Here is a 25,324-nt window from a genome sequence, read left to right on the forward strand (position 1 = left end):
GCCACGGAATACACGGAAAGCACGGAAAATTTCATATTGCCTGGTCAGAACCTCGTAGGTCGGGTTAGCCCTTCGGGCTAACCCGACCTACATATGCTGGGACAGTTTATCTTTGTCCGTGCTTTCCGTGTATTCCGTGGCGCTTTTGAATATCAATCAGAAGCCAGCGCCGCGCTGACTGCGGCTTCCAGTTCGGTCGCGTCGATGGGAAAGGCCAGGGTGCGGAAGATGGGAAAGCGCGCCTCCACCCGTGCCAGCTGATGGGCGTATTCCTGTTCATAGAACACAATCACGCGCGTATCCGGCAGCCGTTGTACCACGGCCAGCAGGGTCTCCAGGCTGCTGGTACGGTCGCGGAAATCGGACTGGAAGTTGAACTCCGCCACGATCACCCGCGGCTGACGCTTGCGCGCCGCGGCCAGCGCCTTGCGCATGGAGCCCTCCACGACCACCTCGCAGCCCAGGCGCTGGTACAGGGGCGCGAAATTCGGGTAGCCGCCAAGCTCGATGATGGACAACAGGACTGGCTGGGTCATGGCTGGTGGGGGTCACTCGTCCGCCTTGGAAAGCGGACATTCTACCTGATCCTGCGCCGGCGCCGGACAGTCAGTCAGCGGCGCCCGGCCAGTTGATTTCCCGGGCGGTCAATTCGCCGATCAGGGTGCGGTGCAGCCCGCCCGGCGGCTGCGACGCGGCGGGGGCAACGGGGATGCGGCCCGCCATCAGTTCGGCCAGGCGCTGGGGATAGCGCGGTTCCCGTTCCGGTTCGGCATAGCCGGCGGGGAACAGGGGCTGATTGGTCGCCAGGTCGTACTTGTCGGTCGCGCCCAGGGTATGCAGCATCTCGTGGGCGATCACCACATTGTTCTGTCCGGCGTAATCTCGGTCGGCATAGGCATTGACCACGCCGATCAACCCCTTCTGCAGTCCCAGGGAATGCCTCAGACGCGGTGTCGTGCCGGGATCGTGATAGTTGACGAACATACGGATATCGGCCGGTGGATCCGCGGGATTGTCTGCCGCGCGCCAGGCCCAGAACCGCAGCCGCAGGCTCCACCACATCACCCGCAGGGGCTGTTCCGCCTGCGGCGGCAGCGGCGGAACCGCGTCGATTGCGCCGGCCAGCCGCACCACGAAAGGCTGTTGCAGCCTCACACCATGTTGCTGCGCCTGCTGCCGGAAATAGGCCTCGATATCGGCAAAGGCGGCGTCATCCAGCCCGGCGATGTAAGCCGCAGTCTGTTGTCGGCCATCGGCATTGATCGGATATACCGCCACCCACAGGGGGGCATCCCAGTCCGTGGTACGCAGCCTGACCAGCCAGGCCTCGCCGGCCACGGCGGCCAGGACCACCAGCAACACGAAGATACGCAACGTGCGTACCAGCCCCTGTTCGCGTTTCATTCCGATCTCATGCCTGTCCCATTGCCCCAGCGGCGCCGGACGGGGTGGCCGGGTTCGTCCCGGAATACCCCACCGACAATGGGTTGATCGGCCCCTGCCGGGCTTTCTGAAACTGGAATTCGGTCCGGCTTCGCGGCACACTCGACGGTGTAGAGACCAGGAACCTGAGCGCACGCCGCAATCCGATCATGACCAACCGCGACCAATGGCAACAGCTGGATGAGGAGCAGTACCGGGTGGCACGCTGCGGCGGCACCGAGCGCCCCTTCACCGGCAAGTACTGGGACCACAAGGGCGACGGCACCTATGTGTGCGTATGCTGCCGCGCCCCCCTGTTCGATTCCCGCCACAAGTACGACTCGGGCAGCGGCTGGCCCAGTTTCTGGCAGCCGGCCGAGGGCGCCGACATCGCCGAACTGACCGACACCAGCCACGGCATGGCCCGCACCGAGGTGCGTTGCGGCAACTGCCAGGCCCACCTGGGCCATGTCTTCCCCGACGGCCCGCCGCCGACGGGGCTGCGCTACTGCATCAATTCTGCCTCGCTGGATTTCAGCCCGCGCGGCGGCTGAGTTCGACATTGCGGCAATTAACGCAGAGGACGCAGAGATGTATAATGTAGGTCGGGTTAGCGTAGCGTAACCCGACAGCCCGCGGCATGTTGGGTTACGGTGCCACGCACCTAACCCAACCTACAGAATCTTTGCGCCTCTGTCCTCTGCGTTCCCATCACCGTCCTGACCAGTCCCCCTCCGCCGGCGGGAAGGCATAGCCGGCCTCCAGCTCCTCCGGCGTGGCATCACGGATATCCAGTATCTCCAGCACGAAGCGCAGGTCGCGTCCGGCCAGGGGGTGATTGCCCTCGACCGTGACGGTGTCGCCCTCCATTGCGGTGACGGTGAAATCCAGGCTGCCGCCCTCGGGGGATTCGCCCTCCAGCCGCGCGCCGACGTAACGCGCCTCCTCGGGGATTTCCGTCGCCGGCACGGCCAGGCACAGGGCCGGGTCGTAGCGGCCGTAGGCCTCGTCGGCCGTCAGTTCCACCTCCATCTTGGCATCCACGCCGAGGCCTTCCAGCGCCTGTTCCACCTTCGGGAAGGCGCCGCCGTAGCCGCCGTGCAGGTAATAGAGGTCGTCGTCGTAGGCCAGCGCCTGCTCCGAGTCCTGCTCGAATACCGCATAGCGCAGCCGCACCACCTTGTCCTTCACCACACTCTGGTAGTTACGCCGCTTGACGAAATGCAGGGTCTTGGAATCCTCACTCATGTTGTCTGCCTTTCCTGTCGGAACATGACCAGATGATCGATCTCCAGCCGGATGCCGATGGCCTCGCCGATGGCGTGATCGTGATGACTGGGTGCGAAACACAGTATCCGGGTGCCGGTATGCAGCTCCAGGGTGTAGAGAAACTCGGCGCCACGAAAGGCCTTCTCCACCACCCGCGCCCGCAGCTCGCTGTCGTCGTCGTGCTGGATGTCGTCGGGACGCACCAGCAGGTCCACCTTGCAGCCCGGCGCGCAGCCCTCGGGGATACGCCCGGGAATGATGCCCAGCTCGGAGTTCACGTGCTGCTCGTTGAGCACCTCACCGGTGAGAATCGCGCCCTGGCCGATGAAATCGGCCACGAAACGGTTGGCCGGGCGGTGATAGAGATTGTAACCGCTGTCCCACTGCATCAGCCGGCCCTGGTTGATCACCCCGATCTCGTCGGCCATGGCGAAGGCCTCGTACTGGTCATGGGTGACCAGGATCGCGGTGATCGCCTCCTGCTTGAGAATGCCGCGCACCTCGCGCGCCAGCTGCTCGCGCAGTTCGGCGTCCATGCTGGAGAAGGGCTCGTCCAGCAGCAGCAGTTCGGGCCGCGGGGCGATGGCCCGGGCCACGGCGATGCGCTGCTGCTGCCCGCCCGATAACTGGTGCGGCCAGGCCGAGGCATAGCCGGGCATGCCGACCAGTTCCAGCAGTTCGCGCACCCGCGTCCGTCGTTCGCGCTCGGACAGGTGCCGCAGGCCGAAGGCGATGTTGCCGGCCACGGTCAGATGCGGGAACAGGGCGAAGTCCTGGAATACCATGCCCACCCGGCGCTGTTCCGGCGGCAATGCCCAGCCGCTGTGACTGACCACCTGGCCGCGCAACCGGATCTCGCCGGAGCTCAGCAGCTCGAAGCCGGCAACGGCACGCAGCAGCGTGGTCTTGCCGCAGCCGCTGGGGCCGAGCAGACAGCCGATGCTGCCCGTCTCCAGCGCAAACGAGACCTGCTTGACGACCGGGATGTCGTCATAGGCCAGGACACAGTTTTCGACTTCGAGCAGTTCAGGCATGACCGGGTCGGGAGTGAGCGATGCTGCGACTGAGCAGGATGACCGGAATGATACCGGCCAGCACGATGGCCAGGGAAGCGCTGGCGGCATCGGCCAGGCGCTCGTCCGAGGCCAGTTCATAGGCACGCACCGCCAGAGTATTGAAGTTGAACGGGCGCAGGATCAGGGTGGCCGGCAGCTCCTTGAGCACATCGACGAATACCAGCAGCAGGGCGGTGAGCAGGCTGCCGCGCATGATGGGCATGTGCACCCGGCGCAGCACCTCGCCCGGGCGGTAACCCATGGAGCGGGCGGCATCGTCCATGCTGAGCCGGATCTTGCCCAGCCCCGCCTCGACCGTCTGCAGCGATACCGCCAGGAAGCGCACCGTGTAGGCAAACAGCAGCGCGGCCAGGGTGCCGGACAGCAGCAGGCCGGTGGAAACGCCGAAGCGCGCCCGCATCCAGCCGTCCAGGGTATTGTCGAAGGCGGCGAAGGGGATCATCACGCCCACCGCGATCACGGTGCCGGGAACGGCATAGCCCATGCCGGCGACGCGTACCGCGCCCTGCACCAGCCAATTGCCGTGCAGGCGTTTGCCGTAGGCCATGAACAGGCCCAGCAGCAGGGCGATGAGGGCCGCGCTGCCGGCCAGCATCAGGCTGTGCCAGGTCAGTTGCAGGAATTCCGTCCCGAGCATTTCGGGCGCGGTGCGCAGCGCCCAGACCAGCAGCTGCCAGGCCGGCACCAGGAAACCGAACAGCAGCGGCACCAGGCACACCGCCAGTCCCACCGGCAGCTGCCAGCCCTGCAGCCGGTGGCGCGGCAAGCGGCGATAGCGGCTGGTGGTGTGATGATAACGGGCCTGACGCCGCGACCAGCGCTCGAGCAGAATCAGCATGAAAACGAAACTCATCAACAGCGCCGACAGCTGGGCCGCAGCGCCCGGATCCCCCAGCCCGAACCAGGTGCGGAAGATACCGGTGGTGAAGGTGTTGACGCCGAAATACTGCACCGTGCCATAGTCGGCCAGGGTTTCCATCAGTGCCAGCGACAGACCGGTGATGACCGCGGGGCGGGCCAGCGGCAGGGCCACCCGGCTGAAGGTGCGCCAGGGACTGGCTCCGAGGGTGCGGCTGACCTCGAGCACGCACACCGACTGCTCCAGGAAGGCGGCCCGGGTGAGCAGATAGACATAGGGGTAGAGCACCAGCGACAGCATCACCACCGCTCCGCCCAGCGAACGCACCTGGGGGAACCAGTAATCGCCGTAGCCCCAGCCGGTCAGCTCGCGCAGGGTGCCCTGTACCGGCCCGGCGAAATCCAGCAGGCCGGTGTAGGTGTAGGCGATGATGTAGGCCGGAATGGCCATGGGCAGCAGCAACGCCCATTCGAAGACTCTGCGCCCGGGAAACTCGCAGGTGGTGGTCACCCAGGCCGTGGATACTCCCAGCAGCAGGGTGCCGGCGCCGACGCCGAGCATCAGCAGCAGGGAATTGACCACATAGTCCTGCAGCACGGTGGCCGCCAGGTGGCGCCAGACCTCACCGGCCGGCTCGAACACGAAGCTGAACACGGTGAGCACCGGCAGGGCGACGATCAGCGCCACCAGCAGCACGCCCGCGCGCCAGCCGCTGCTCAGCCAGTGCTGGCGGGAGGGTGTCGCCGGGACAGTCTGCGTCGTCGTGCCAGGGCCTGTTAACACTAATCTAATCGTCTCTGTTGTGCCTGAAAAAGCGCCAATCGAGGCGCGAGGAGCGCAGTTTGGTCACTCCAAATAAGCGACGAGCAACGCCGAGTGGCGCTTTTTCAGGCGCAACCCATCGGGCTGGGGCTGATTTTCCGCCCAGCGGCGTTATCATTCGCTCATGTAGAATGACTACACCTCGCTCATTCTGCCTTGCTGGACGAAAAATCAGCCCCAGCAGAGGCGATTAGATTAGTGTTAACAGGCCCTAGTCAAATGCGTGGCCCGCAAACAACGGCGGGGTGCCGTGCACCCCGCCTTGGAGAAATCCCCGGATGAGGATCGAGGTAAGCTTACCCATGAGAACCTGGGTCAGGACCAAATGGCGCACTTACTTCAGCCGAACAACGCTCGTCATTGCGAGGAACGAAGTGACGCGGCAATCTCCAACCGGTCGATTCTGCAGTACGAGATTGCCACGCTGCGTTCATGCCCTTTCGGGTGCTCGCAATGACGGCTAAGTAAGCACCATTCGGGGCAGGCCCTACTTCCAGCCCGCCCGGTCCATCAGCCGTACTGCCTCGGCATTATATTTCCCCAGAAGATGCAGGTCCAAATCATCGGCCTTGAAGCCGCCCCAGGCCTTGAGGGTGTCGCTGACCGGCACCGACTCACGCACCGGGTATTCGTGATTGACCTGGGCATACCAGGCCTGGGACTCGTCACTGGAGAGGAATTCCATCAACTGCACGGCGTTGTCCCGGTTTCCGGCGGCGGCGGTCAGGCCGATGCCGCTGACGTTGACGTGGGTGCCGCGGCCGTCTCCACTCCCTTCCTGGTTGGGCCAGAACACGGCCACCCGCCCGGCGGCTTCACGCTGCTCCTGATCGTCCTCATTGATCATCACGCCCAGGTAGTAGGTATTGATCACGGCGACATCACACTGGCCGGCCGCAGCTGCCAGCACCTGGTCACGGTCGCCGCCGATGGGCGGACGGGCGAAGTTGGCGACAAAATCCCGGGCCCAGGCCTCGGTCGCCTCGACCCCATGATGGGCAATCATGGAGGCGACCAGCGACTGATTGTAGATATTGCTGGAGGAGCGGATGCAGACACGGCCTTTCCACTTGGGATCGGCCAGCGCCTCGTAGGTCGAGAGTTCCCCGGGCTCGACCCGATCGGTGACATAGACAATGGGGCGCGCCCGCACCGACAGGCCGAACCAGTAGCCCTCGGGATCGCGGTATTGCGCGGGGATACGCTCGTGCAGGGTGTCTGATTCGACCGGAGCCAGCACGCCGGCTTCCCTGGCCCGGTGCAACCGGCCGGCATCCGTGGTCAGCAGCAGGTCCGCGGGGCTGTTGCGGCCCTCGCTCTTCAGCCGCTGCAGCAGGGCGTCGGCCTTGCCGGTGACCAGATTGACCTCGATCCCGGTCTGCTCGGAAAAGCGTTCCAGCAGGGGCTTGATCAGATTTTCCTGGCGCGCGGAGTAGAGATTGACCTCGGCGGCGAGCACGGGCCCGGCCAGCAGCCAGGCGGACAGCATCGGAAGCAACCAATGTTTGAACGAGACAACGGACATGTTCATCACCCCTGTACGACAGCATCAACAAAAGGAAACGTTAACAATTATCATTTTCATGGCGGTTCAATGCAAGCGTATCCGGCGCCCGCCCTGCACCCGCCGCAGTGACAATAAAGGAAATCCTTGCAATTCTGCGGGTTGCGGTATCCGACCCGGTCGGACAGAATCCCGTCATGAGCACCTCTCCCGCATCCGTGACCAGGCTCCGTTCGCTGGAATCCCTGGATTTCACCAACAGCTACGCCCGCCTGGGGCCGGCCTTCCATACCCCGGTCGAACCCACGCCGCTGAGCGAGCCGCACCTGATCAGTTTCAATACGGCGCTGGCCGGGCAGATCGGCCTGGACCCCGCTGAGGCCGCGCGGCCGGAATTCCTCGCCTGGCTCAACGGCGAATACCGGCTGCCGGCCGGCGAGCCGGTGGCCATGCTCTATGCCGGGCATCAGTTCGGGCACTTCGTCCCGCAGCTGGGCGACGGTCGGGCCATCATCCTGGGCGAGGTGCTGGACGCGGACGGCCGGCGCTGGGAGCTCCAGTCCAAGGGCGCCGGCCCCACGCCCTACTCCCGCAACGGCGACGGCCGCGCCGTACTGCGTTCCAGCATCCGCGAATACCTGTGTTCCGAGGCCATGCACGCCCTCGGCGTGCCCACCACCCGTGCCCTGTGCCTGGCCGGGTCCGGTGAGGAGGTCTACCGTGAGCGCATCGAAACCGGCGCCCTGCTGCTGCGCGCCGCACCCAGCCATGTGCGTTTCGGCTCCTTCGAGGTCTTTTACTACCGCGGGCAGTTCACACAGCTGCAGCGTCTGGCCGATTATGTCATCGCCCATCACTATCCCGAGCTGCAGCAGGCCGACAATCCCTGCCTGGCACTATACCGCGAAGTGGTCGAGCGCACCGCCCGGCTGCTGGCGCAGTGGCAGCTGGTCGGCTTCGCCCACGGCGTGATGAACACCGACAACATGTCCATCCTGGGACTTACCCTGGACTATGGGCCCTTCGGCTTCATGGACACCTTCGAGCCGGGCTTCGTCTGCAACCATTCGGATCACGCCGGCCGCTATGCCTTCGAGCGCCAGCCCGACATCGGCCTGTGGAACCTGAGCTGCCTGGGCCAGGCCCTGCTGCCGCTGCTGGACGAGGACCCCGGGGCCGCCGCCGAGCTGGCCACGGCCCGGTTCGAGGATTATCACGAAATCTTCAATCAATGTTATGAAGCCGGACTGCGCGCCAAGCTGGGGCTGCGCGAGACGAAGGCCGGGGACCGGGCGCTGGCAGAGGACTTCCTCGCCCTGCTCGCCGCCGACGCCCGCGACTACACCCTGAGCTTCCGCCGTCTGGCCGGGTTCGACAGCGGCGAGAATGCCGACAACAGCGGACTGCGCGACCAGTTCATCAACCGCGAGGCCTTCGACGTCTGGGCCCGACGCTACCGCGATCGGCTGCGCCGGGAAGGCAGCGACGACGCGGAACGCCGGGCGGCGATGAACCGGGTCAACCCCAAATATGTCCTGCGCAATCACCTGGCCCAGCAGGCCATCGAGCAGGCCGAGGCGGGCAGCTACGGCGAGCTCGAGCGCCTGCACGCCATCCTGCAGCGGCCCTTCGACGAACAGCCGGAACATGAGGCCTACGCCGCCGAACCGCCGGACTGGGCCCGCTCGATTACGGTAAGCTGTTCATCATAAAACAAGGTTCCAGGTTCTAGGGTCGGAGATAAGAGCTTCATGCTATCGTAGGCCGGGTCAGCCACAGCGTAACCCGACCTACGCAACCACGATAAGAGAGATTTGATTTTCCTCGGCCCTGGTACCTAGCACCTAGAACCTGACTTTATGGACATCAATCAACTGAACACCCTGATCCGCCAGGTCGGTCAGGAGGAACTCATCCCCCGCTTCCAGCGCATCGGCCATGAATACAAGGCCGACGGCAGCGTGCTGACCGAGGCCGACCTGGCGGTGGATGCCCGGCTGCGCGAACAGCTCCACGCGCTGCATCCTGATGTCGCCTTTCTCAGCGAGGAGATGCCCACGGCTGAGCAGGCAACCCTGCTGGCCGACAGCGGAACGCCCCTGTGGTGCCTGGACCCGCTGGATGGCACCAGCAACTTCGCCGCCGGCATTCCCTGCTTCGGGATCTCGCTGGCGCTGATCCGCGGTGGCGAAGTGGAACTGGGGATCATCTACGATCCGCTGCGCGACGAGTGCTTCAGCGCCCGGCGCGGCGCCGGGGCCCGGCTCAACGACCAGCGCCTGCAGGCCCGGGCCACCGGCGTCGTGCTGGACAAGGCCGTGGCCCTGGTGGATTTCAAGCGCCTGGGATCCCCGCTGCGCCAGTGCCTGGTGGACAACGCCCCCTACAGCTCGCAGCGCAACTTCGGCTCCTGCGCCCTGGAGTGGGGCTGGATGGCGGCCGGACGCGGCCATGTGTACCTGCATGGCGGCCAGAAGCTGTGGGATCTGGCCGCGGGCAGCCTGATCCTGACCGAGGCCGGCGGCACCTGCCGCACCCTCGAAGGCGAGGCCGTGTTCGCCCCGCGCCTGGCGCCGCGCTCGGTGGTCTCGGCGTCCGACCCGGCACTGTTCGCCGCCTGGCGTAACTGGCTGGCTGATGCACAGGCTGGCGGGTAATGCCGGGGAGTTTAAGAATGAATGCGAATACACGGGAACAAATCATGCATGCCATTGCCGGGCGCAAAGCGCCACGGCGATGAAAAAACATTTGCGTTAATTTGCGTTCATTCGCGGCTGAACAACAAGGGCTCAGCTCCGGGCAGAATGGCTGTCAGGACTCGTCCTCCAGGCCGGGAAAGCCGCCGGCGTATTTCTCGATCCACTCCCGCGCGGCCTGCTCACCGGTGAGCTCCCGCCCTTCCAGCGCCTGCACCCGCCGCTTGTAGTGCTCGATGTAGCACACCTGCTCCACCATCCGCACCCGGTACTCGTCCTCCGGCATAACGAATTCCACGCCCACTTCATAGCCTTCGCCGACGCGGTTGCACCAGCTCACCCGGGCCGGCGCCTCGAACGGGGGATGCACATCGGGAATGCGCAGCCACAGGATATGACCGCGGCGCTGCGGTCGGGCGGCGCTGAAGGCCAGGCCGCCATGGCTGATATTGTTCAGCCGTTCACGGCTGGGATAGCTGGCCGTGTCCTCGCTGAACTCGATGGGTATGTCGCACGGGTGGCGGATATAGCTGCGCATCTCTGCCCCCTCCACGCCGGAATGGCGTCATGAACCAGGGCCTGTTAACACTACCGACGCGGCTGCTGTTGGGTCTGAGAAGCCGTCAATCCAGGCGCGAGGAGCGAAGATTGGTCGCTCCAAACGAGCGACGAGCAACGCCGAGTGACGGCTTCTCAGACCCAACCCGCAGGGCCGGGCCGCGTTTTGCGTCCCGCGGCGTTGCCGCTCGCTTATGTAGCTGGGCTACACGGCGCTCACGGCGCCTTGCGGAGGCACAAAACGCGGCGCCGGCAGCAGCCGCGTCGGTAGTGTTAACAGGCCCCGCACAGATGCATATAGCCTGCCAATACTATTCGTCGAGCCACTGCTGCAGGGCGGCGATCAGGCTGCGGGCCTGGTCGGGGCTGGAGATGTTGAACTTGGATTTCTGGAAATACTCGCCATTGCGCTTCTGGTAGCGGCGGATGGTGTACTTGTCCTTGCTGTACTGCTCCTTCTGCCGGTCCCAGTCCTGGTAGCGGAAGATCACGGTGGACCAGGCCCCCTTGGACAGAACCTCCTTGTCCAGCTGCTTGACCAGCGTGATGCCGTCTTCCTCGTACTCGATACTCAGATCATCTACCGTCGATGCCATGTCACGACTCCGGATGGGTTGCGGGAATCCCCGAATCAGGCCGGATACTCTGGCGATTCCCGCGCATTTCGTAAATGCATCACACTTTCGCCCGAAAACAGCGGCTTAGGCTCAAGATTGATCCGCCGGCGGCGCTAAACCTGACGAGCGTGGCAATGTCCCGTGCCGCTCAGCCGGCCCACCCGGCGGAGCCGACATGTGACAGGGTTCAGGGCCGCCACGCCCCGGAACGACGATACTCGCAGAGACGGCAACCGTCACAGACAGACCACCGACATGAACCAATCACGGGCACAGGCAGAGATGGCAAGGATACCGGCCTCTACACCGGACGACGCGAACCGACCGCTGGCGGATACCGGCAGCGACGGGATGGCGCGTCTGCGCGAGCTGGAGCAGCTGCTCGCCACCGCCTGCCAGGTGCGACGCCTGGCCGAAACCGAGCTGCGGGAAGGCCGCAATCTGGAACGGGCCGAACAGCGCCGCGACGCGGCCGCGCGCATGCAGCGCAAGGTCGAACGCGAACTGCTCAAGCTGCGTTCAGAGCTGGCCGGCGAACACCCGGAAGTGAACCAGGTCTGGACCCCGGGCGATCCGGTGGGACGCAAGCCGCGCCCCGCACCGGCGGCGGAGACGGCCGCACCGGCCGCAGCCGCCCCGGGCGATTTCGAACTGTCCGTGATGCTGGGTACCCGCAGTTCGCGCTGGCAGGCCAGCACCAGTGATTTCAGTATCGAAAGCGGCAGCCCCGGGCGCGGCCCGGGCCGGTCTCCGGACACGGCGCACCGGAAAACACCCAGGCCCGCCCAGTCCGCACCCCGGCGCCGCGCAGGCAGACGCGAGTCACAGTCACGCTCCGGCAGCCGCGGCCGGTTGCTGACGCTGGTGCTGATCAGCGCCCTGGCCGGCGCCGGCCTGAGCTACCTGCTCAGCCAGTCCCAGGTCAGCCCGGGCACGGTCATCACCGGCTGGCAACAGGCGATCACCGACCTCCTGCACTGATCCCGTCCCCGGCCGCCTGCCGGCGGCCAGACACCAGATTCCTTCTCCATTCCAGGGTTTTTCCCGCCACGGGTGTTGTGCAGCCCGGCCCTATTCCTGATAAAATTAGTCAGGATATACAGCCCCTGAACCTGCCACGCTGAATGCGGCTTTGGCAGGTTCAGGGGCTGTAACACTCACAGCAAGAACAGGCGAGGCAACACACGTATGAATCTGCAGTTGGACAACGAGGGCTTTCTGATCAACCGCGACGACTGGAACGAAGAGGTCGCACGCGAGCTGGCCAGTTCAGAAGGCTATGAAATGACGGACGAGATCATGGGCTACATCAAGGAAGCCCGCAGCATGTACGACGCCGACGGCGTGGTGCCGCCGATCCGCAAGTTCGCCAAGTCCACCGACGTCAGCACCAAGCACCTGTATGACGTATTCAAGAAGGGACCGATGAAGCTGATCTGCAAGTGGGGCGGTCTGCCCAAGCCCACCGGCTGCGTCTGACCCGGAGGGTTCATCAACCCGGCAACCAACAATACCGGGTTCAGCCAGAGCCAGAGCCAGCGCCGGACGGGCCGGGTTTGCGCGCGCATGTGCGCAGTTTGCACGCTAAGCCCGCAAGGGAGTTCCGGCCGCGGGCACTGGTATTGGCGGGTAAATTAATCCGGACCGGACCGGGCAAAATCCACTGGACTGTCGCAAACCGGCCCCGGGGCCCTTACAGCGGTTTCAGATCCGGTGCGCGCGGGCCAGATAGCGGTGCCCGGCCATCTCGGTCAGCCGGCTGGCGGTGCGCTGGAAGGCGAACTGCAGATAGCGGCCGGTATAGAGCTGCGCCGGTGCTGCGGCGGCACTGATCACCAGCTTGACGTTGTGATCGTAGAGGGCGTCGATCAGGTGCATGAAGCGCTTGGCTGCATCGTCCCGGGTCTCGTCCATGACCGGCACACCGGACAGCAGCAGGGTGTGGAAGCGCCGTGCCAGTTCCAGGTAATCCGCCGCCCATAACGGCCGTTCGCACAGCTCGGCGAAATCGAACCAGGCCAGATCGCCTGCCAGCGCCCGCGCCCGCACCCGGCGCCGGTTGAGTTCGAGCTCGACCGCCTCTGCGGCCGGCTCCGGCGTCAGCCGCGCCAGATGCTCGTGCATGCGGGCCTCGGCACCGCCGTCGTCGCCGTCGATGTGATAGCTTCCGGCGCTGTCCAGGTGGGCGCAGCGGTAATCCGCCTCACCCTGCAGATGCACCGGCTCGGTGTGACGCTTGAGCAGGTCCACGGCGAACAGGAAGCGATCGCGCTGCAGCCCGTCCAGGTAGAGTTCGTCCGGCGGCAGGTTCGAAGTCGCCACCAGGGTGATGCCGCGGTCGAACAGCGCCTGGAGCAGGCCACCCAGCAGCATGGCGTCACCGATGTCGCCGACATGAAACTCGTCCAGGCACAGCAGCCGCAGCCGCCGCGACCACTCCCGGGCGATGACCGGCAGGGGATCGGGCGTCTTCGGCAGCTGCTGCAGACGGCTGTGTACCTCCTGCATGAAGGCATGGAAATGCAGCCGGGACTTTTCCGCCAACGGCAGGCAGTCGAAGAAGATGTCCATCAGCCAGGTCTTCCCGCGGCCGGTACCGCCCCACAGGTACAGGCCCCGCACCGGCTGCACGGGACGCCGCCGCAGACGCTCATACCAGGTCTGGCGCGGCCGCCCGCGCTGCAGTGCCTGGTGCAGGCGCTGCAGTTGCTGCATGACCGCCGCCTGGCCGGCGTCCTCGCGCCAGCCCAGCCGGGCCAGTTCGGCATGATAGCGCTGCAGCGGTGTCTCGCCGGTGGCGGCAGTCAATCGGGCTCCTCCCTGTGGCTTTGGCCGGTTCATAGGCGGTATCATGCGGCTAGTGGTCCATGCGGGAAGTTCGGTAATGCTCAGCCGGCCCACAAGCCGGTTTGGCAAGGCGCGCGAGCGCAGGACTGGCCGTAGCCAATTCAAGTGAGCGCAACACAGCCAAACCGGCTTGTGGGCCGGCCCGAAGGGAGCCTCGCAAATGGGCCAATCCAGCGTTGCACTTCTTGGAAAGGGCGCGCCATTCCCTGCGAAGTGCGCCTTGTCCTGGCCCATTTGCGAGACTCTGAGCGTTACCGAACTTCCCGCATGGACCACTAGCATCACACGGCACTGAATCATGCTCACGATAACGCCCGTTCCCGCTTTCAGCGACAACTATATCTGGTTCATCCGCCGGGATGAGCGGCCGCAGGTGGCCATTGTCGATCCGGGCGACGCCGCGCCGGTGCTGGCGGCGCTGGAGCGCGAGGGCCTGGAACCGGCTGCCATCCTGATCACGCACCATCATGGCGATCACGTCGGCGGCATCCGGCGCCTGCTTGAACGCTACCCGGCGCTGCCGGTCTACGGGCCGCGGGGAGAACGTATCCCGCACATCACCCGGCGACTGATCGATGGGGACCGGGTGCGGCTGGAGGCCCTGGATGCCGAGTTCGAGGTGCTGGAGGTCCCGGGCCACACCGCCGGGCATATCGCCTATTACACCGACTCCGCCCTGTTCTGCGGCGACACCCTCTTCACCTGCGGCTGCGGCCGGGTGTTCGACGGCAGTGTGGAGCAGTTGCATGCCTCACTGCAGCGCCTGAAACGGCTGCCGGCGGATACCCGCATCTATTGCGCGCATGAATATACCCTGGAGAACATCGGTTTCGCCAAGTGGGTCGAACCCGACAATCCGCAGCTGCGGGCGCGCGAACGGGACGCCGTCCGCATGCGCGAAGCCGACCGGCCCACCGTGCCGGCGGAACTCGGGGAGGAACTGGCCACCAACCCCTTCCTGCGCACCGATGATACCGGGGTGATCGCCATGGCCGAGCGCCATGCGGGACGCGCCATGCGCAATGAGCAGGATACCTTCATCACCCTGCGGCGGTGGAAGGACACTGAATATGATTGAGATGGCCACGGAAAACACGGAAAGCACGGACCGGAACAATCCCATAATATTGCAGCATCGTAGCTCGGGTTAGCGCAGCGTAACCCGACACTTGCGGCGGCAACGTCGGGTTACCGTCCGTATCGGGCTAACCTGACTTACAGGGCTGTAGTTTTTTTTGCGATAATCATTGTCCGTGCTTTCCGTGTCTTCCGTGGCTATAGTCTTTCGGCAAGGAGTGAACCATGCCCCATTTCGACATCGACGAAGCCATGCGTTACGCCGGCGACAAGTACAGCGCCGACGCCGCCATCGACCTCAGCGGCATGGACCAGGCCGAGGCCATCGGGATCCTCGATGAGGTGTTCGCCGATCCGCCGGAGTATTTCCGTTCGCTGATCATACGCTTCGAGCCGGCCGGCCCGGACACGGGTGAGACCCTGTTCCTGCCGGTGGGGCGCTACCTGCTGGAGAAGAAGAAAGCCGGCGAGATCTCCAGGCTGGAAAACCTGCTCGAAATCGGCGCCGGCTTCTATATCGAATTCTGAATCAAGGCTTCTCTGATTGATTCACTCACCCTTGTCATTGCGAGTACCCAGAGAGCATAAACGGGGCAAAGCAATCTCGTACTACAGAATCAACCGGTTGGAGATTGCCACGGCGCTATGCGCCTCGCAATGACGAATAAATCAGAGGTTCCTCAAGGATCCAGGTAGCAGGTTTTTCCTCGGTCCTGGAACCTGATTTACGCCACTGCCTGCTTGCCGTCGGCCTCGCGGTGGTACTCGACCACACGTTCGACTTCCTGCTTCGAGCCCAGCACCACCGGCACCCGCTGGTGCAGATCGTCCGGCTTGATCTCCATGATGCGCTCGCGCCCGGTGCTGGCGGCACCGCCGGCCTGCTCCACGATGAAGCCCATGGGATTGGCCTCGTACATCAGACGCAGCTTGCCGTCCTGGCCCCTGGCCTTGAGCTTCTCGTCGAGCGGGTACATGAAGACACCGCCGCGGGTCAGGATGCGGTGCACCTCGGCGACCATGGAGGCGATCCAGCGCATGTTGAAGTCACGCCCGCGCGGGCCTTCGCTGCCGGCGATGCACTCGTCCACGTAACGCTTGACCGGCGCCTCCCAGAAGCGCTGGTTGGACATGTTGATGGCGAACTCGCCGGTTTCCTCGGGGATGGTCATGTCCGGATGCGACAGGATGAACTCGCCGATGGAACGGTCCAGGGTGAAGCCGTTCACGCCGTGGCCGGTGGTCAGTACCAGCATGGTGGCCGGGCCGTAGATGGCATAGCCGGCGCAGACCTGCTGCGTGCCGGGCTGCAGGAAATCCTCCACCGCGGGGTTCTCGCAGCCTTCCGGGGCGCGCAGGATGGAGAAGATGGTGCCGACCGAAACGTTGACGTCGATGTTGCTGGAACCGTCCAGCGGGTCGAACAGCATCAGGTACTTGCCCTTCGGGTACTGGGTCGGGATGGGCAGCGGATCGTCCATCTCCTCGGAGGCCATGCCGGCCAGGTGACCCGTCCATTCCAGCGCATCGACCATGACGTCGTTGGAGATGACGTCCAGCTTCTTCTGGGTCTCGCCCTGGACGTTCTCGGTCTCGGCCGAACCGAGGATGCCGATCAGGCCGCCGCGGTTGACCGCGCAGGCAATCTTCTTGCAGGCGGTCAGGGTGTCGTTGAGCAGGGAGGTGAAATCACCGGTCGCGCCCGGGACCTGGCGCTGTTCCTCGATGATGAACTGGGTTAGGGTGGTGCCGTGTTCCATGATCGAACCTCGTGCTGTGTGTCTGATTAATCTGTTCTCGCCCCATGAGAGGACGCCCGGAGAGTCAAAATATTCCAATTATATCAGAATATACTGATTTAATGAATATTTAACCGAGCCGCCCCATGCCGTCTCCCGCCTTCAGCCCGATGCATGCCACCCTGCTCGCCCTGGCCTGGGCCCTGTACCTGGCCCTGCATTCACTGCTGGCCGACGCGGGGGTGCGGGCGCGGATTCAGGCCCGCTGGCCGCGCCTGGGCCGGCGCTATCGCCTGTTCTACACCCTGCAGTCCACGGTTCTGATTCTGCCGCCGCTGGCCCTGCTGGTGCTCTGGTACGGCCACGGCGAGCCGCTCTGGGCCTGGCACGGCGCGGCCGGCTGGCTGGCCGACGCCCTGGCCCTGCTGGCCGTGGCCGGATTTCTGTATGCCACGCGTGCCTATGACATGGCCGCCTTTCTGGGCCTGAAAACCGAGAGCGGCAGCGCCAATGTCACGGGGTTCCGGATCTCGTTCCTGCACCGTTACGTGCGCCACCCCTGGTACAGCCTGGGGCTGGTGATCCTGTGGACGCGCGACATGCCACCGGCCCTGCTGGTCACGACGGCCTGCATCACGATCTATCTGCTGGTGGGGATCCGGCTGGAGGAACGCAAGCTGGTGGCGGAATTCGGCCAGCGCTACCGGGAATACCGGCAGCGGGTGCCGGCGCTTATTCCGCGGCCCTGGCGGCGGCTGACGGCAGAGGCGGCCCGGCGGTTGAGCGATCCTGCCCACTGATCCGGGTCGCGCCGGGGATTGATTCTGAAAGCCGCGCGCGAATGAACGCACACACACGCGAATAACTCATTTACATCACCGCTGTGACGCAACGCGCCCGGTAATGAATACAGTTGCGTTAATTCGCGTTCATGCGCGGCTGATACACCGGGTGGATATATGTACGGCGGCTATTTCCCGTCGGAACGACCGCCGTCCAGAGCCTCGATGATCCGGTCCTCCAGCTGAATCCGGTCGGCGAGGATCTCGCCCAGCTGGGACAGGTCATCGGCCAGATGTTCGACCCGGCCGTCGTCGAGCGAAGCGACATCGTAGCGGTCGTTGAAATCCAGAATGGCATCGGTGCTGGAAACGATCTGGGGATAGATCTGCTCGGCGATGGCACGCACGGCCTGGCGCCGTTCCTTGCCGTCGGCGATATAGCGATAGAGCTGAAAGTGCGCCGTGGCGGCATAGTCCACCAGGGTCTGACAGAAACGCTTCAGGGCGTCCTCGGTGCGGTGTTCGGGCGTATAGGGACGAATCCCCGCCAGGCTGGAATACTCGACCAGGGTCTGATTACGGGCATTGACCAGGGCGTGCAGACGCTCGCGCCGTCGCTGACGCCGGTCCTCGCCCGGCTTGAGATCCTCGGCTTCCTTATTCTTCGACATGTGTGCTCACTCTCCTCCCCGTTGGGGTGAATCTATAACCTTTTGATTTTCTGTGTCAACGACCCTGTGTCCGGCCATTGCTGCCGACATTCCCGCCGGTTCCGTCCCGGCCTCGCCGCCGATATATTTTCTTTTTATTTTTCAGTTGATTGACACATTATACAGAAAGGTTACAGAGATTTATCACTCGCAACAGGGAATTTTTTTGCTATAATTCTTGACTATCCAAGTAGGTTATTAGTAGGATTCCTGACAAGGTTAGTCGGACTTTCAATTGCAACGAGACACAAAACGTACTGGATAAGCTGAGAGGTATGCCATGAAGATTTCAACCAAGGGACGTTACGCCATCACCGCCATGATCGAGCTGGCCATGCGCCACAAGCAGGGTCCGGTGACCCTGGCCGACATCTCCGTGGAGCAGTCGATCTCGGTGTCCTATCTGGAACAGCTGTTCGCCCAGCTGCGCAAGCACGGCCTGGTCACCGGCCTGCGCGGGCCCGGCGGCGGCTACTGCCTGCGGCGCCCGGCCAGCGAAGTCAGCATCGCCGATATCCTGCGCGCGGTTGACGACTCGGTGGCGGCCACCGCCTCCAAGCCGCTGATGCCGGAAGACGAGGCCCGCCCGGTGAGCCTGCGCCTGTGGGACCGGCTGAGCCACCAGATCTACGACTATCTGGACAACGTCAGCCTGGCCGAGGTCGCGACCACCAAGGACGCGCCGCGCATCACCACCGTGCCCAAGAGCCCGTTCAGCAACCTGCACCGCTCCGCGGCCTGACGGCCACAGCCCCGGCCCTGCACGGCCGGCCCGCGCCGCGCGGGCCGGCCGTTGCTTTTTGCTTGGCAGCCATTTCCCCGTCATTACAATGGCCGGGATCACACTGGAAGGGCTGAACTATGCTGGCAGGGCGGGGACAACTGGTGCATATCGACCGTGACGAGCACGGCGTCATGGAAGTCATCGACGACCAGTTCACCCGTTCACTGTATTTCGGCACTGCCGCCCGCCAGAGCAGCATGAGTCACGCCGACCCGGTCACCCTGGTGCTCAGCTACACCCGGGCCATGCTGGCCGGGCTGCTGTTCCAGCCCCGGCCCCGGGAGATCCTGATCATCGGCCTGGGAGGCGGTTCGCTGCTGCGCTTTCTGGCCCACCACTATCCCCGGGCCGACATCACCGTGGTGGAATACCGCCAGGCGGTGATCGACATCGCCCGGCGCTTCTTCCGGCTGCCGGACCAGCCGCGCATCCGCATCCTGCACGAGGACGCCACCGGTTTCATCCACAACCCGGCACAGCCGCTGTACGACCTGATCCTGGTCGATGCCTTCGATGCCGCGGGCCTGCACCCGGGCATCGCCTGTGAGCACTTCCTCCAGGCCTGCCAGCAGCGGCTGCGGCAGGGTGGCCTGATTGCGCTCAACCTGTGGAACACCGACAAGATCAGCTGCCGCGCCCATATTCGCTGCTTCGAGAATGCCCTCAGGCAGCGCTCGCTGCGCCTGCCGGTGGAATCGCGCAACAACCTTATCGTCTTCGGCGCCCCGCACCTGGAACGGCTGCCGTCGCGCCGCGCCCTGCAGGCCACCGTCCCGGCGCTGAAACAGCAGCTGGGACTGGATTTCGCCTATCTGCACCGGCAACTGCGCCGCCACAACACCCTGCCCCTGCAATGGCTGTTCAACTGATGAGCGAGAAATCGATCCAGCAACTCTATCCCCGCAGCGAACATGATCACGCCCTCGAGGGACTGTACCTGAATCAGCGGCTGCACCGTCGGGGCCAGGCAGGCCTGCCCTTTGTCTATACCAATTTCATCAGCAGCCTGGACGGCCGGATCGGGGTCGGCGTGGCCGGCCGCGACACTCACCAGGTACCGCCGGCCATCGCCAACCCGCGCGACTGGCGGCTGTTCCAGGAGCTGGGCGCCCAAGCCGACCTGCTCATCACCAGTGCCCGCTATTTCCGTGAGTACGCCCTCGGCCAGGCCCAGGACACCCTGCCCGTCGGTGCCGGTCAGAAGTTCGACGATCTGCGCCGCTGGCGCCTGGACCAGGGGCTCGCCCCACAGCCCGACATCGCCATCATCAGCGCCAGTCTGGACATCCCGGCCGCGGCCCTCGCGGCCTACCCGAACCGCCGGCTGCATCTGCTCACCGGTGCCGACGCCGACCCCGGACGTGTGCGGGCGCTGGAACAGGCGGGCGTGGAGACCCATTACGTGGGTGACGGACACCAGGCCGAGGCGGGCCGCGCAATCGATGCCCTGGCCGCAGCCGGCTACCGCAGCGTCTATGCCATCGGCGGCCCGCATGTACTCAACACCCTGCTGCAGGCCGGACGGCTGGACCGGTTGTACCTGACATTCGCCGGACGCATCCTCGGCGGCGAGGACTTCAGTACCTTCGTCTACGGCAGCCACCTGGATCCCGCCCCGCGATTGCAGCTGGCGCAACTGCACTATGATCCGCTGGCACCCGAGGGCTGCGGTCAGCTGCTCGGCTGCTACGACCTGGTGCGATGACGCGCACGCCGCTGTACAAGGGGGCGCTGGTGGATCTCGGCCGGGAACGCTTCACCCGGCCCGACGGACGGGAACAGGTGCTGGAGGTGGTCCGGCACCCCGGCGGGGCGGCGGTGGCGGCAGTGAACGAGACGGATGCCGTCTGCCTGCTGCGTCAGTACCGCCACGCCGCCGGCGGCTGGCTGTGGGAACTGCCGGCCGGCAAGCTGGAGACCGGCGAGACACCGTTGCTGACCGCGCAGCGCGAACTGGAGGAAGAGGCCGGCCTGGTCGCCGCCGACTGGCGCGGACTCGGCGAGGTGCTGACCACCCCGGGTTTCTGCGACGAGGTGATTCATCTGTTTCTGGCCACCGGGCTGAGCGAGACGCCCACCGATCACCAGGACGATGAGTTGATCGAATGCCACTGGGTGCCCTGGGCCCAGGCGCTGGAATGGGCCGGAGACGGGACCATTCGCGATGCCAAGACCCTGCTGGGCCTGTACCGCGCGGCAGAGCTGATCCGGGAGTGAGGCGTTGGCCTGGGATCGCGGTATTCAGCCACGGATAAACACGGATTAACACGGATAATCAATAATCGGAGCCTGGGTTATATAAGCCGCGAATGAACGCGAATACACGCGAATAAATCATTCAATGCGACTGCCTGGCGCCTCGCGCCGGCAGTCGCATGTATATTTTCAGACGACCACGTTTTTATTTGCATTAATTCGCGGCTGATCAATCCTTCTTGATGACTATCCGTGTTAATCCGTGTTCATCCGTGGCCGGAAAACCACCGGACCCTCCCGGAGAGATCAGATCCGGAACCGCCCCACCACCGCCTGCAGGTCGCTGGACAGGGCGTTGAGGTTGTCGCTGGAGGCGGCGATCTCCTCAGCCTCCTCGGCGGTGCGCCCGACCACCTCGGTGATGTTGCTGATATTGCGGTTGATCTCCTCGGCCACCGCACCCTGTTCCTCGGCCGCGCTGGCGATCTGGGTGCTCATGTTGTGAATGGTGGTCACCGCGGTCTTGATCGACTGCAGTGACTGGTCCGCAAGTGAGGCCTGCTCCACGCTGGACTCGGCCTGGTTGCGGCTGCGTTCCATGACTTCCACCGCCTCGCGCGCACCGCCCTGCAGGCGCTCGATCATGGCCTGGATCTCCTCGGTGGATTCCTGGGTACGCTGGGCCAGGGTGCGCACCTCGTCGGCCACCACGGCGAAACCGCGGCCCTGCTCGCCGGCGCGCGCCGCCTCGATAGCCGCGTTCAGCGCCAGCAGATTGGTCTGTTCGGCGATGCCGCGGATCACGTCCAGCACAGAGCCGATGGTCTCGCTGTCGGAACCCAGCTTGGCGATCACCTGTGCGCCCTGACGCACGTCGTCGGCCAGGGTATTGATGGCCCGGACCGTCTCGCGCACCACCTGCTGGCCGTTGCCGACCTCGCTGTCGGCGTTGCGGGCCGCTTCAGCGGCGGACACCGTGTTCTGGGCGACTTCCTGCACGCTGGCGGTCATCTGGTTGATGGCCGTGGCCACCTGGTCAGTTTCGCTCTGCTGTTCCTTCACGCCCTGGCGGGTATGGGCGGTGATCACCCCCAGCTGCTCGGCGGCCTCGGTCAGGGTGCCGGAGACGCGTGAGAACTCGCCTACCATCTGGCCCAGATGACCACAGATCTCACGCACCGCATCGGCGATCTGGCCCAGTTCGTCGCGCGAATTCACGTCCACCGCGACGGTGAAGTCCCCGGTGGCGATCGCCTTCAGCCTAGCAGCCAGGTGCTGGGCAGGCCGGATGATCTGGGTCTGCACCCCGACAAAGAACAGCACCGCCGCCACGACCACCACTGCCGCCATCAGGGCCAGACTGAGATGGTAGCCATCGCGGGCCGATTTCCGGGCCGCAACACTGGTCTCGAGGGTGCGCGCCTGCAGGGTATCGATCAGGCTATCGAGCTGCTGCGTGAGCGCATCACCCTGCCCGACATCCGTTACTCGCGACTGTCGCGGATCGAAGCCGCTCTGGCGATACTGCTGCAGGGCGCTGCGGTGTTCGGCGCCCAGCCGCTCATGCGCCGCCTGGAAGCCCTCGATGCGCTCACGGGCCGCAGGATCGGCGACGACCGCGGCCAGGGCACCGGCCTGATCGCTCACCCGTGCCGCCAGGGCCTGGTAGCCCTGCCAGTGGCGCTCCACCTCGGCCGTGGTATCGGCCTGCAGCAGCAGCCGGTTCCAGGCCAGCAGCTGTTGCTGAAAGTCGATCTCCAGCCGCTCGGCCTGACGCTCGTGTTCCAGCTCGGTCCCGTTGAGCTGATGGTAACGGTCGATGGCCTCGTTGAGTTGACTGAAACCGAAAAAGCTCGCCAGCAACAGCAGCAGGGTGCCGCCACCGGAAATAAGCAGCAGCTTGTTGCGAATGCTCCCCATGAGCCAGTGCATTGTCTTTCCTCCTGTCAGGGCTGATTGTCGTCTAACTTACGTTCTCATTAGTATCTGCCGCGCTCATTTTCACGCAGGGTGTCCAACTGACTCCGCTATCGGCTGACGGGCACGAAGCTTGATATCCGGGGGCGCTGCGGCAATGCTAGAATGGACGGAAATTCAATGGGAAACAGGACCATGCCCGAACCGCCCTGCAGCAAAGGCGTCATCCTCGATCTCGACAGCCTGCATCCCGATGACCTCCGGCTGAACGGCCTGCTTGGCACCCTGCCCGGGTGGGAACTGCACGGCCATACCCGGCCGGCGCAGTTGCCGGAGCGCCTGGCCGGCTGCGACCTGGTCATCACCAACAAGTGTCCGCTGGACGCCGACACCCTGGCGGCCAGCCGCCTGCGGCTGGTCTGCGTGGCCGCCACCGGCACCAACAATGTCGACCTGGAGGCCGCGCGCCGGCTCGGCATCCGGGTGTGCAACGTCACGGCCTATGCCACGCCCTCGGTGGCTGAACACACCCTGGCCCTGATCCTGAGCCTGACCCGGCGGCTGCGCGAACAGACGCATGGCGCGCGCGAACGCTGGCCGCAATCGGAACAGTTCTGCGTGCTGGACTATCCGGTTACGGAACTGTCCGGACGGACCCTGGGCATCGTGGGGTACGGCGAACTCGGACAGGCGGTGGCACGTCTGGGCGAGGCCTTCGGCATGCGGGTGCGCATTGCCCGGCGTCCCGGTGAGGTCGACACCCGGCCGGGACGGGTACCGTTAGCCGAACTGCTGGAGAGCGCCGACGTGCTGTCCCTGCACTGTCCGCTCACCCCGCAGACACGGGGCCTGATCGACGCCGGGGCGCTGCAGCGGATGCAACCCCATGCCCTGCTGATCAACACCGCCCGCGGCGGCCTCGTGGATGAGACCGCTCTGCTGGAGGCCCTGCGGGCGCACCGTCTCGGCGGTGCGGCGCTGGACGTGCTGGCACAGGAACCGCCGCCGGCCGATCACCCGCTGCTCACGGCCGGGCTGCCCAACCTGATCGTCACCCCGCACGTGGCCTGGGCCGCGCGCGAGGCGCGTCAACGCCTGGTCGACGAACTGCAGGCCAACATCGAGGCCTTCCAGGCGGGGAATATACGGAACTCAGTCTGAAGGCGGGAGGTATTCAGCTTTGCGGTCTTGAGCCACGGATGAACCCGGATCAATAAATGCTACATATCAGCCGCGGGTTCACTGAACAAGTTACGTTTCATATTCGCGTTCCTTCGCGGCTATTCAATCCTACTGATTATAATCCGTATTCATCCGTGTTCATCCGTGGCTGAAATACCACGAAGCCTGAATAATTCAACCCACCCGCTGCCAGGAGTTCTCGTTGAGAAAGACCTCGTATCTGGCCCAGCGGGCGAATTCGTCGCGGGTGCAGGTCCCGCTCTGGCGGCGGTTCCTGCCCGCCACGGTCTTGTAGATTATCAGGCCCTCGCCGTCGGGACGCTCGTCGGTATCCACGACCTGCCGCACCGACCAGTGATGGCCGTAATCGCCGTTGGAGTAATAAGCGCCGACATGGATGGAGTCGAGCGGCACGTGCTGGCTGTCGGCATGCTCCCGTGCCAGGCGGTATATGGTGGTGAGATCATCCTCGCTGACATCGATGTAGGAACCGATGCGTCCCAGGGCATAGTGCAGGTCATCTACACCGAAGCCCGAAGGCTGCGTCTCCACCGGCGTTCCCGCCACCGGCTCCTGTGGGCGCTCGAACAGCTGATACAGACCGGGCGGATAGCGTCGCCAGTGGAACGCCGCGTTCACCAGCACGGCAATAACCAGGATGATCAGGGCATTGAGCAGGATCGGCGTCAGGACGTACTGATAGCCCAGTTCCCGGATGGCGTCGCCGCCGATGACGGCCACCAGCGCCGTGGCTCCGCCCGGGGGGTGGGTGCAGCGCAGATAGTACATCGCCGTGATCGCGCCGCCGACCGCCAGCGGTCCGGCCAGCAGCAGCGGCTCGACCTGCTGGGCGACGAACACCCCGACCACGGCGGAAATGGCGTGGCCGGCGAGCAGGTTCCAGGGCTGGGACAGCTTGCCGTGCGGCGCGGCGAACAGCAGCACCGCCGAGGCGCCCATGGAGGCGATGATCAGGGGAAAACCCTGTGTGTCAGCCAGGGGGGCGGTCAGCCACATGATGGCGATGATGCCGAGAAAGCCCCCCACGCCGGAGATCAGTTTCTCCATGTGCCCGGTCGTATCGGGGTCGATTCCCAGCACGCGCGCAATTGCTTTCATCGTTCACCTCTGACATTGCCACCCGCTGACCGCGCAGGCACGCCGTCCCGGCGACCGCTGCGGTGTCAGGCAGTATAATGAATTCATCACAATATATTATTCATCTAATATACCTCATTCATATTGCGTGAGACCAATCCGACCCGAC

Annotated in this window: 26 protein-coding genes; 13 read left to right on the plus strand and 13 right to left on the minus strand. The window is 64.7% G+C overall.

Features of this window, described 5'->3' with window-relative positions:
- Window positions 1-152: 152 nt before the first annotated feature.
- Window positions 153-536 (minus strand): DNA-binding transcriptional response regulator, encoded by a 384-nt coding sequence (locus D6C00_RS05045; protein ID WP_125180615.1) that lies wholly within the window; start codon window positions 534-536, stop codon window positions 153-155.
- Between the two features lie 70 nt (window positions 537-606).
- Window positions 607-1,404, minus strand: coding sequence for a hypothetical protein (locus D6C00_RS05050; RefSeq protein ID WP_125180616.1), 798 nt, complete (start codon window positions 1,402-1,404; stop codon window positions 607-609).
- A 188-nt stretch (window positions 1,405-1,592) separates the two neighbouring features.
- Between D6C00_RS05050 and msrB the strand changes: the two genes are divergently transcribed.
- Window positions 1,593-1,976 (plus strand): peptide-methionine (R)-S-oxide reductase MsrB, encoded by a 384-nt coding sequence (gene msrB, locus D6C00_RS05055; RefSeq protein WP_125180618.1) that lies wholly within the window; start codon window positions 1,593-1,595, stop codon window positions 1,974-1,976.
- A 157-nt stretch (window positions 1,977-2,133) separates the two neighbouring features.
- Here msrB and D6C00_RS05060 read toward each other — a convergent pair whose 3' ends face one another.
- The 4 genes from D6C00_RS05060 to D6C00_RS05075 form a co-directional block, all read right to left on the minus strand.
- On the minus strand, window positions 2,134-2,670 hold the full coding sequence (locus D6C00_RS05060; RefSeq protein ID WP_125180619.1) for an FKBP-type peptidyl-prolyl cis-trans isomerase: 537 nt from the start codon (window positions 2,668-2,670) through the stop codon (window positions 2,134-2,136).
- Window positions 2,667-3,725 (minus strand): ABC transporter ATP-binding protein, encoded by a 1,059-nt coding sequence (locus tag D6C00_RS05065; RefSeq protein WP_125180621.1) that lies wholly within the window; start codon window positions 3,723-3,725, stop codon window positions 2,667-2,669. Before D6C00_RS05065 ends, D6C00_RS05060 begins: the two co-directional genes overlap by 4 nt.
- The gene (locus D6C00_RS05070) at window positions 3,718-5,346 is read right to left on the minus strand and encodes an ABC transporter permease (RefSeq protein ID WP_241546903.1); all 1,629 of its coding nucleotides are present in this window, start codon (window positions 5,344-5,346) and stop codon (window positions 3,718-3,720) included. The genes D6C00_RS05065 and D6C00_RS05070 overlap by 8 nt, the downstream gene beginning before the upstream one ends.
- Window positions 5,347-5,935: 589 nt before the next feature.
- Complete coding sequence (locus D6C00_RS05075) at window positions 5,936-6,937, minus strand: Fe(3+) ABC transporter substrate-binding protein (protein ID WP_241546801.1); 1,002 nt, start codon at window positions 6,935-6,937, stop codon at window positions 5,936-5,938.
- 212 nt (window positions 6,938-7,149) lie between these two features.
- On the opposite strand from D6C00_RS05075, the gene D6C00_RS05080 reads away from it, so the two are divergent.
- Both D6C00_RS05080 and D6C00_RS05085 read left to right on the plus strand, forming a co-directional pair.
- Window positions 7,150-8,664, plus strand: coding sequence for a protein adenylyltransferase SelO (locus D6C00_RS05080; RefSeq protein ID WP_125180625.1), 1,515 nt, complete (start codon window positions 7,150-7,152; stop codon window positions 8,662-8,664).
- Between the two features lie 147 nt (window positions 8,665-8,811).
- Window positions 8,812-9,609: an inositol monophosphatase family protein gene (locus D6C00_RS05085; protein WP_125180626.1), complete on the plus strand. Its 798-nt coding sequence runs from the start codon at window positions 8,812-8,814 to the stop codon at window positions 9,607-9,609.
- Between the two features lie 154 nt (window positions 9,610-9,763).
- Here the strand turns inward: D6C00_RS05085 and D6C00_RS05090 are convergent, their stop codons facing one another.
- Both D6C00_RS05090 and D6C00_RS05095 read right to left on the minus strand, forming a co-directional pair.
- Window positions 9,764-10,186, minus strand: a complete 423-nt coding sequence (locus tag D6C00_RS05090) for a PilZ domain-containing protein (protein WP_125180628.1) — start codon at window positions 10,184-10,186, stop codon at window positions 9,764-9,766.
- A gap of 331 nt (window positions 10,187-10,517) precedes the next feature.
- A complete protein-coding gene (locus D6C00_RS05095; RefSeq protein ID WP_125180629.1) occupies window positions 10,518-10,802 on the minus strand; it encodes a hypothetical protein in 285 nt (94 codons plus the stop codon).
- 276 nt (window positions 10,803-11,078) lie between these two features.
- Here D6C00_RS05095 and D6C00_RS05100 point away from each other — a divergent pair, with 276 nt between their 5' ends.
- Complete coding sequence (locus D6C00_RS05100; protein ID WP_148098512.1) at window positions 11,079-11,804, plus strand: hypothetical protein; 726 nt, start codon at window positions 11,079-11,081, stop codon at window positions 11,802-11,804.
- Window positions 11,805-12,011: 207 nt separating this feature from the next.
- Entirely contained in the window at window positions 12,012-12,302 is a 291-nt protein-coding gene (locus D6C00_RS05105) for a TusE/DsrC/DsvC family sulfur relay protein (protein WP_125180633.1), read from the plus strand.
- A gap of 225 nt (window positions 12,303-12,527) precedes the next feature.
- Here the strand turns inward: D6C00_RS05105 and zapE are convergent, their stop codons facing one another.
- Window positions 12,528-13,631: a cell division protein ZapE gene (zapE, locus tag D6C00_RS05110; RefSeq protein ID WP_241546802.1), complete on the minus strand. Its 1,104-nt coding sequence runs from the start codon at window positions 13,629-13,631 to the stop codon at window positions 12,528-12,530.
- Window positions 13,632-13,968: 337 nt separating this feature from the next.
- Here zapE and gloB point away from each other — a divergent pair, with 337 nt between their 5' ends.
- Together gloB and D6C00_RS05120 are read left to right on the plus strand one after the other, a co-directional pair.
- Window positions 13,969-14,748, plus strand: coding sequence for a hydroxyacylglutathione hydrolase (gloB, locus tag D6C00_RS05115; RefSeq protein ID WP_125180636.1), 780 nt, complete (start codon window positions 13,969-13,971; stop codon window positions 14,746-14,748).
- A 224-nt stretch (window positions 14,749-14,972) separates the two neighbouring features.
- Window positions 14,973-15,275, plus strand: coding sequence for a hypothetical protein (locus D6C00_RS05120; protein ID WP_125180638.1), 303 nt, complete (start codon window positions 14,973-14,975; stop codon window positions 15,273-15,275).
- 197 nt (window positions 15,276-15,472) lie between these two features.
- Here the strand turns inward: D6C00_RS05120 and D6C00_RS05125 are convergent, their stop codons facing one another.
- Window positions 15,473-16,507 (minus strand): class 1 fructose-bisphosphatase, encoded by a 1,035-nt coding sequence (locus D6C00_RS05125; RefSeq protein WP_125180639.1) that lies wholly within the window; start codon window positions 16,505-16,507, stop codon window positions 15,473-15,475.
- A gap of 125 nt (window positions 16,508-16,632) precedes the next feature.
- On the opposite strand from D6C00_RS05125, the gene D6C00_RS15430 reads away from it, so the two are divergent.
- Entirely contained in the window at window positions 16,633-17,286 is a 654-nt protein-coding gene (locus D6C00_RS15430; RefSeq protein WP_158675297.1) for a methyltransferase family protein, read from the plus strand.
- A 170-nt stretch (window positions 17,287-17,456) separates the two neighbouring features.
- Here D6C00_RS15430 and D6C00_RS05135 read toward each other — a convergent pair whose 3' ends face one another.
- Window positions 17,457-17,939 carry an Rsd/AlgQ family anti-sigma factor gene (locus D6C00_RS05135; protein WP_125180641.1) on the minus strand — a complete coding sequence of 161 codons (483 nt, stop codon included), beginning with the start codon at window positions 17,937-17,939 and terminating at the stop codon, window positions 17,457-17,459.
- Between the two features lie 319 nt (window positions 17,940-18,258).
- Between D6C00_RS05135 and D6C00_RS05140 the strand changes: the two genes are divergently transcribed.
- The 4 genes from D6C00_RS05140 (at window position 18,259) to D6C00_RS05155 (ending at window position 20,979) form a co-directional block, all read left to right on the plus strand.
- Entirely contained in the window at window positions 18,259-18,720 is a 462-nt protein-coding gene (locus D6C00_RS05140; protein WP_125180642.1) for an Rrf2 family transcriptional regulator, read from the plus strand.
- Between the two features lie 143 nt (window positions 18,721-18,863).
- On the plus strand, window positions 18,864-19,631 hold the full coding sequence (locus tag D6C00_RS05145) for a fused MFS/spermidine synthase (protein WP_158675298.1): 768 nt from the start codon (window positions 18,864-18,866) through the stop codon (window positions 19,629-19,631).
- The gene (locus D6C00_RS05150) at window positions 19,631-20,467 is read left to right on the plus strand and encodes a RibD family protein (protein WP_158675299.1); all 837 of its coding nucleotides are present in this window, start codon (window positions 19,631-19,633) and stop codon (window positions 20,465-20,467) included. The genes D6C00_RS05145 and D6C00_RS05150 overlap by 1 nt, the downstream gene beginning before the upstream one ends.
- Window positions 20,464-20,979 (plus strand): NUDIX hydrolase, encoded by a 516-nt coding sequence (locus tag D6C00_RS05155; RefSeq protein ID WP_125180647.1) that lies wholly within the window; start codon window positions 20,464-20,466, stop codon window positions 20,977-20,979. The genes D6C00_RS05150 and D6C00_RS05155 overlap by 4 nt, the downstream gene beginning before the upstream one ends.
- Window positions 20,980-21,264: 285 nt before the next feature.
- Here the strand turns inward: D6C00_RS05155 and D6C00_RS05160 are convergent, their stop codons facing one another.
- The gene (locus tag D6C00_RS05160; RefSeq protein WP_125180649.1) at window positions 21,265-22,890 is read right to left on the minus strand and encodes a methyl-accepting chemotaxis protein; all 1,626 of its coding nucleotides are present in this window, start codon (window positions 22,888-22,890) and stop codon (window positions 21,265-21,267) included.
- Window positions 22,891-23,070: 180 nt separating this feature from the next.
- Between D6C00_RS05160 and D6C00_RS05165 the strand changes: the two genes are divergently transcribed.
- Entirely contained in the window at window positions 23,071-24,036 is a 966-nt protein-coding gene (locus D6C00_RS05165; protein ID WP_125180650.1) for a D-2-hydroxyacid dehydrogenase, read from the plus strand.
- A 195-nt stretch (window positions 24,037-24,231) separates the two neighbouring features.
- Here the strand turns inward: D6C00_RS05165 and D6C00_RS05170 are convergent, their stop codons facing one another.
- A complete protein-coding gene (locus tag D6C00_RS05170) occupies window positions 24,232-25,176 on the minus strand; it encodes an HPP family protein (protein ID WP_125180652.1) in 945 nt (314 codons plus the stop codon).
- Between the last annotated feature and the right edge of the window lie 148 nt (window positions 25,177-25,324).

Origin of the sequence: Thiohalobacter thiocyanaticus, assembly GCF_003932505.1 — a bacterium.
Taxonomy (GTDB): domain Bacteria; phylum Pseudomonadota; class Gammaproteobacteria; order Thiohalobacterales; family Thiohalobacteraceae; genus Thiohalobacter; species Thiohalobacter thiocyanaticus.

Excerpts from the sequence above, each read along its gene's own strand:
- D6C00_RS05045 (WP_125180615.1), bottom strand. The coding sequence starts at position 536 with ATGACCCAGCCAGTCCTGTTGTCCATCATCGAGCTTGGCGGCTACCCG.
- D6C00_RS05050 (WP_125180616.1), bottom strand. The coding sequence starts at position 1,404 with ATGAAACGCGAACAGGGGCTGGTACGCACGTTGCGTATCTTCGTGTTG.
- msrB (WP_125180618.1), top strand. The coding sequence starts at position 1,593 with ATGACCAACCGCGACCAATGGCAACAGCTGGATGAGGAGCAGTACCGG.
- D6C00_RS05060 (WP_125180619.1), bottom strand. The coding sequence starts at position 2,670 with ATGAGTGAGGATTCCAAGACCCTGCATTTCGTCAAGCGGCGTAACTAC.
- D6C00_RS05065 (WP_125180621.1), bottom strand. The coding sequence starts at position 3,725 with ATGCCTGAACTGCTCGAAGTCGAAAACTGTGTCCTGGCCTATGACGAC.
- D6C00_RS05075 (WP_241546801.1), bottom strand. The coding sequence starts at position 6,937 with ATGCTGTCCGCCTGGCTGCTGGCCGGGCCCGTGCTCGCCGCCGAGGTC.
- D6C00_RS05080 (WP_125180625.1), top strand. The coding sequence starts at position 7,150 with ATGAGCACCTCTCCCGCATCCGTGACCAGGCTCCGTTCGCTGGAATCC.
- D6C00_RS05085 (WP_125180626.1), top strand. The coding sequence starts at position 8,812 with ATGGACATCAATCAACTGAACACCCTGATCCGCCAGGTCGGTCAGGAG.
- D6C00_RS05090 (WP_125180628.1), bottom strand. The coding sequence starts at position 10,186 with ATGCGCAGCTATATCCGCCACCCGTGCGACATACCCATCGAGTTCAGC.
- D6C00_RS05095 (WP_125180629.1), bottom strand. The coding sequence starts at position 10,802 with ATGGCATCGACGGTAGATGATCTGAGTATCGAGTACGAGGAAGACGGC.
- D6C00_RS05100 (WP_148098512.1), top strand. The coding sequence starts at position 11,079 with ATGAACCAATCACGGGCACAGGCAGAGATGGCAAGGATACCGGCCTCT.
- D6C00_RS05105 (WP_125180633.1), top strand. The coding sequence starts at position 12,012 with ATGAATCTGCAGTTGGACAACGAGGGCTTTCTGATCAACCGCGACGAC.
- gloB (WP_125180636.1), top strand. The coding sequence starts at position 13,969 with ATGCTCACGATAACGCCCGTTCCCGCTTTCAGCGACAACTATATCTGG.
- D6C00_RS05120 (WP_125180638.1), top strand. The coding sequence starts at position 14,973 with ATGCCCCATTTCGACATCGACGAAGCCATGCGTTACGCCGGCGACAAG.
- D6C00_RS05125 (WP_125180639.1), bottom strand. The coding sequence starts at position 16,507 with ATGGAACACGGCACCACCCTAACCCAGTTCATCATCGAGGAACAGCGC.
- D6C00_RS15430 (WP_158675297.1), top strand. The coding sequence starts at position 16,633 with ATGCCGTCTCCCGCCTTCAGCCCGATGCATGCCACCCTGCTCGCCCTG.
- D6C00_RS05135 (WP_125180641.1), bottom strand. The coding sequence starts at position 17,939 with ATGTCGAAGAATAAGGAAGCCGAGGATCTCAAGCCGGGCGAGGACCGG.
- D6C00_RS05140 (WP_125180642.1), top strand. The coding sequence starts at position 18,259 with ATGAAGATTTCAACCAAGGGACGTTACGCCATCACCGCCATGATCGAG.
- D6C00_RS05150 (WP_158675299.1), top strand. The coding sequence starts at position 19,631 with ATGAGCGAGAAATCGATCCAGCAACTCTATCCCCGCAGCGAACATGAT.
- D6C00_RS05155 (WP_125180647.1), top strand. The coding sequence starts at position 20,464 with ATGACGCGCACGCCGCTGTACAAGGGGGCGCTGGTGGATCTCGGCCGG.
- D6C00_RS05160 (WP_125180649.1), bottom strand. The coding sequence starts at position 22,890 with ATGCACTGGCTCATGGGGAGCATTCGCAACAAGCTGCTGCTTATTTCC.
- D6C00_RS05165 (WP_125180650.1), top strand. The coding sequence starts at position 23,071 with ATGCCCGAACCGCCCTGCAGCAAAGGCGTCATCCTCGATCTCGACAGC.
- D6C00_RS05170 (WP_125180652.1), bottom strand. The coding sequence starts at position 25,176 with ATGAAAGCAATTGCGCGCGTGCTGGGAATCGACCCCGATACGACCGGG.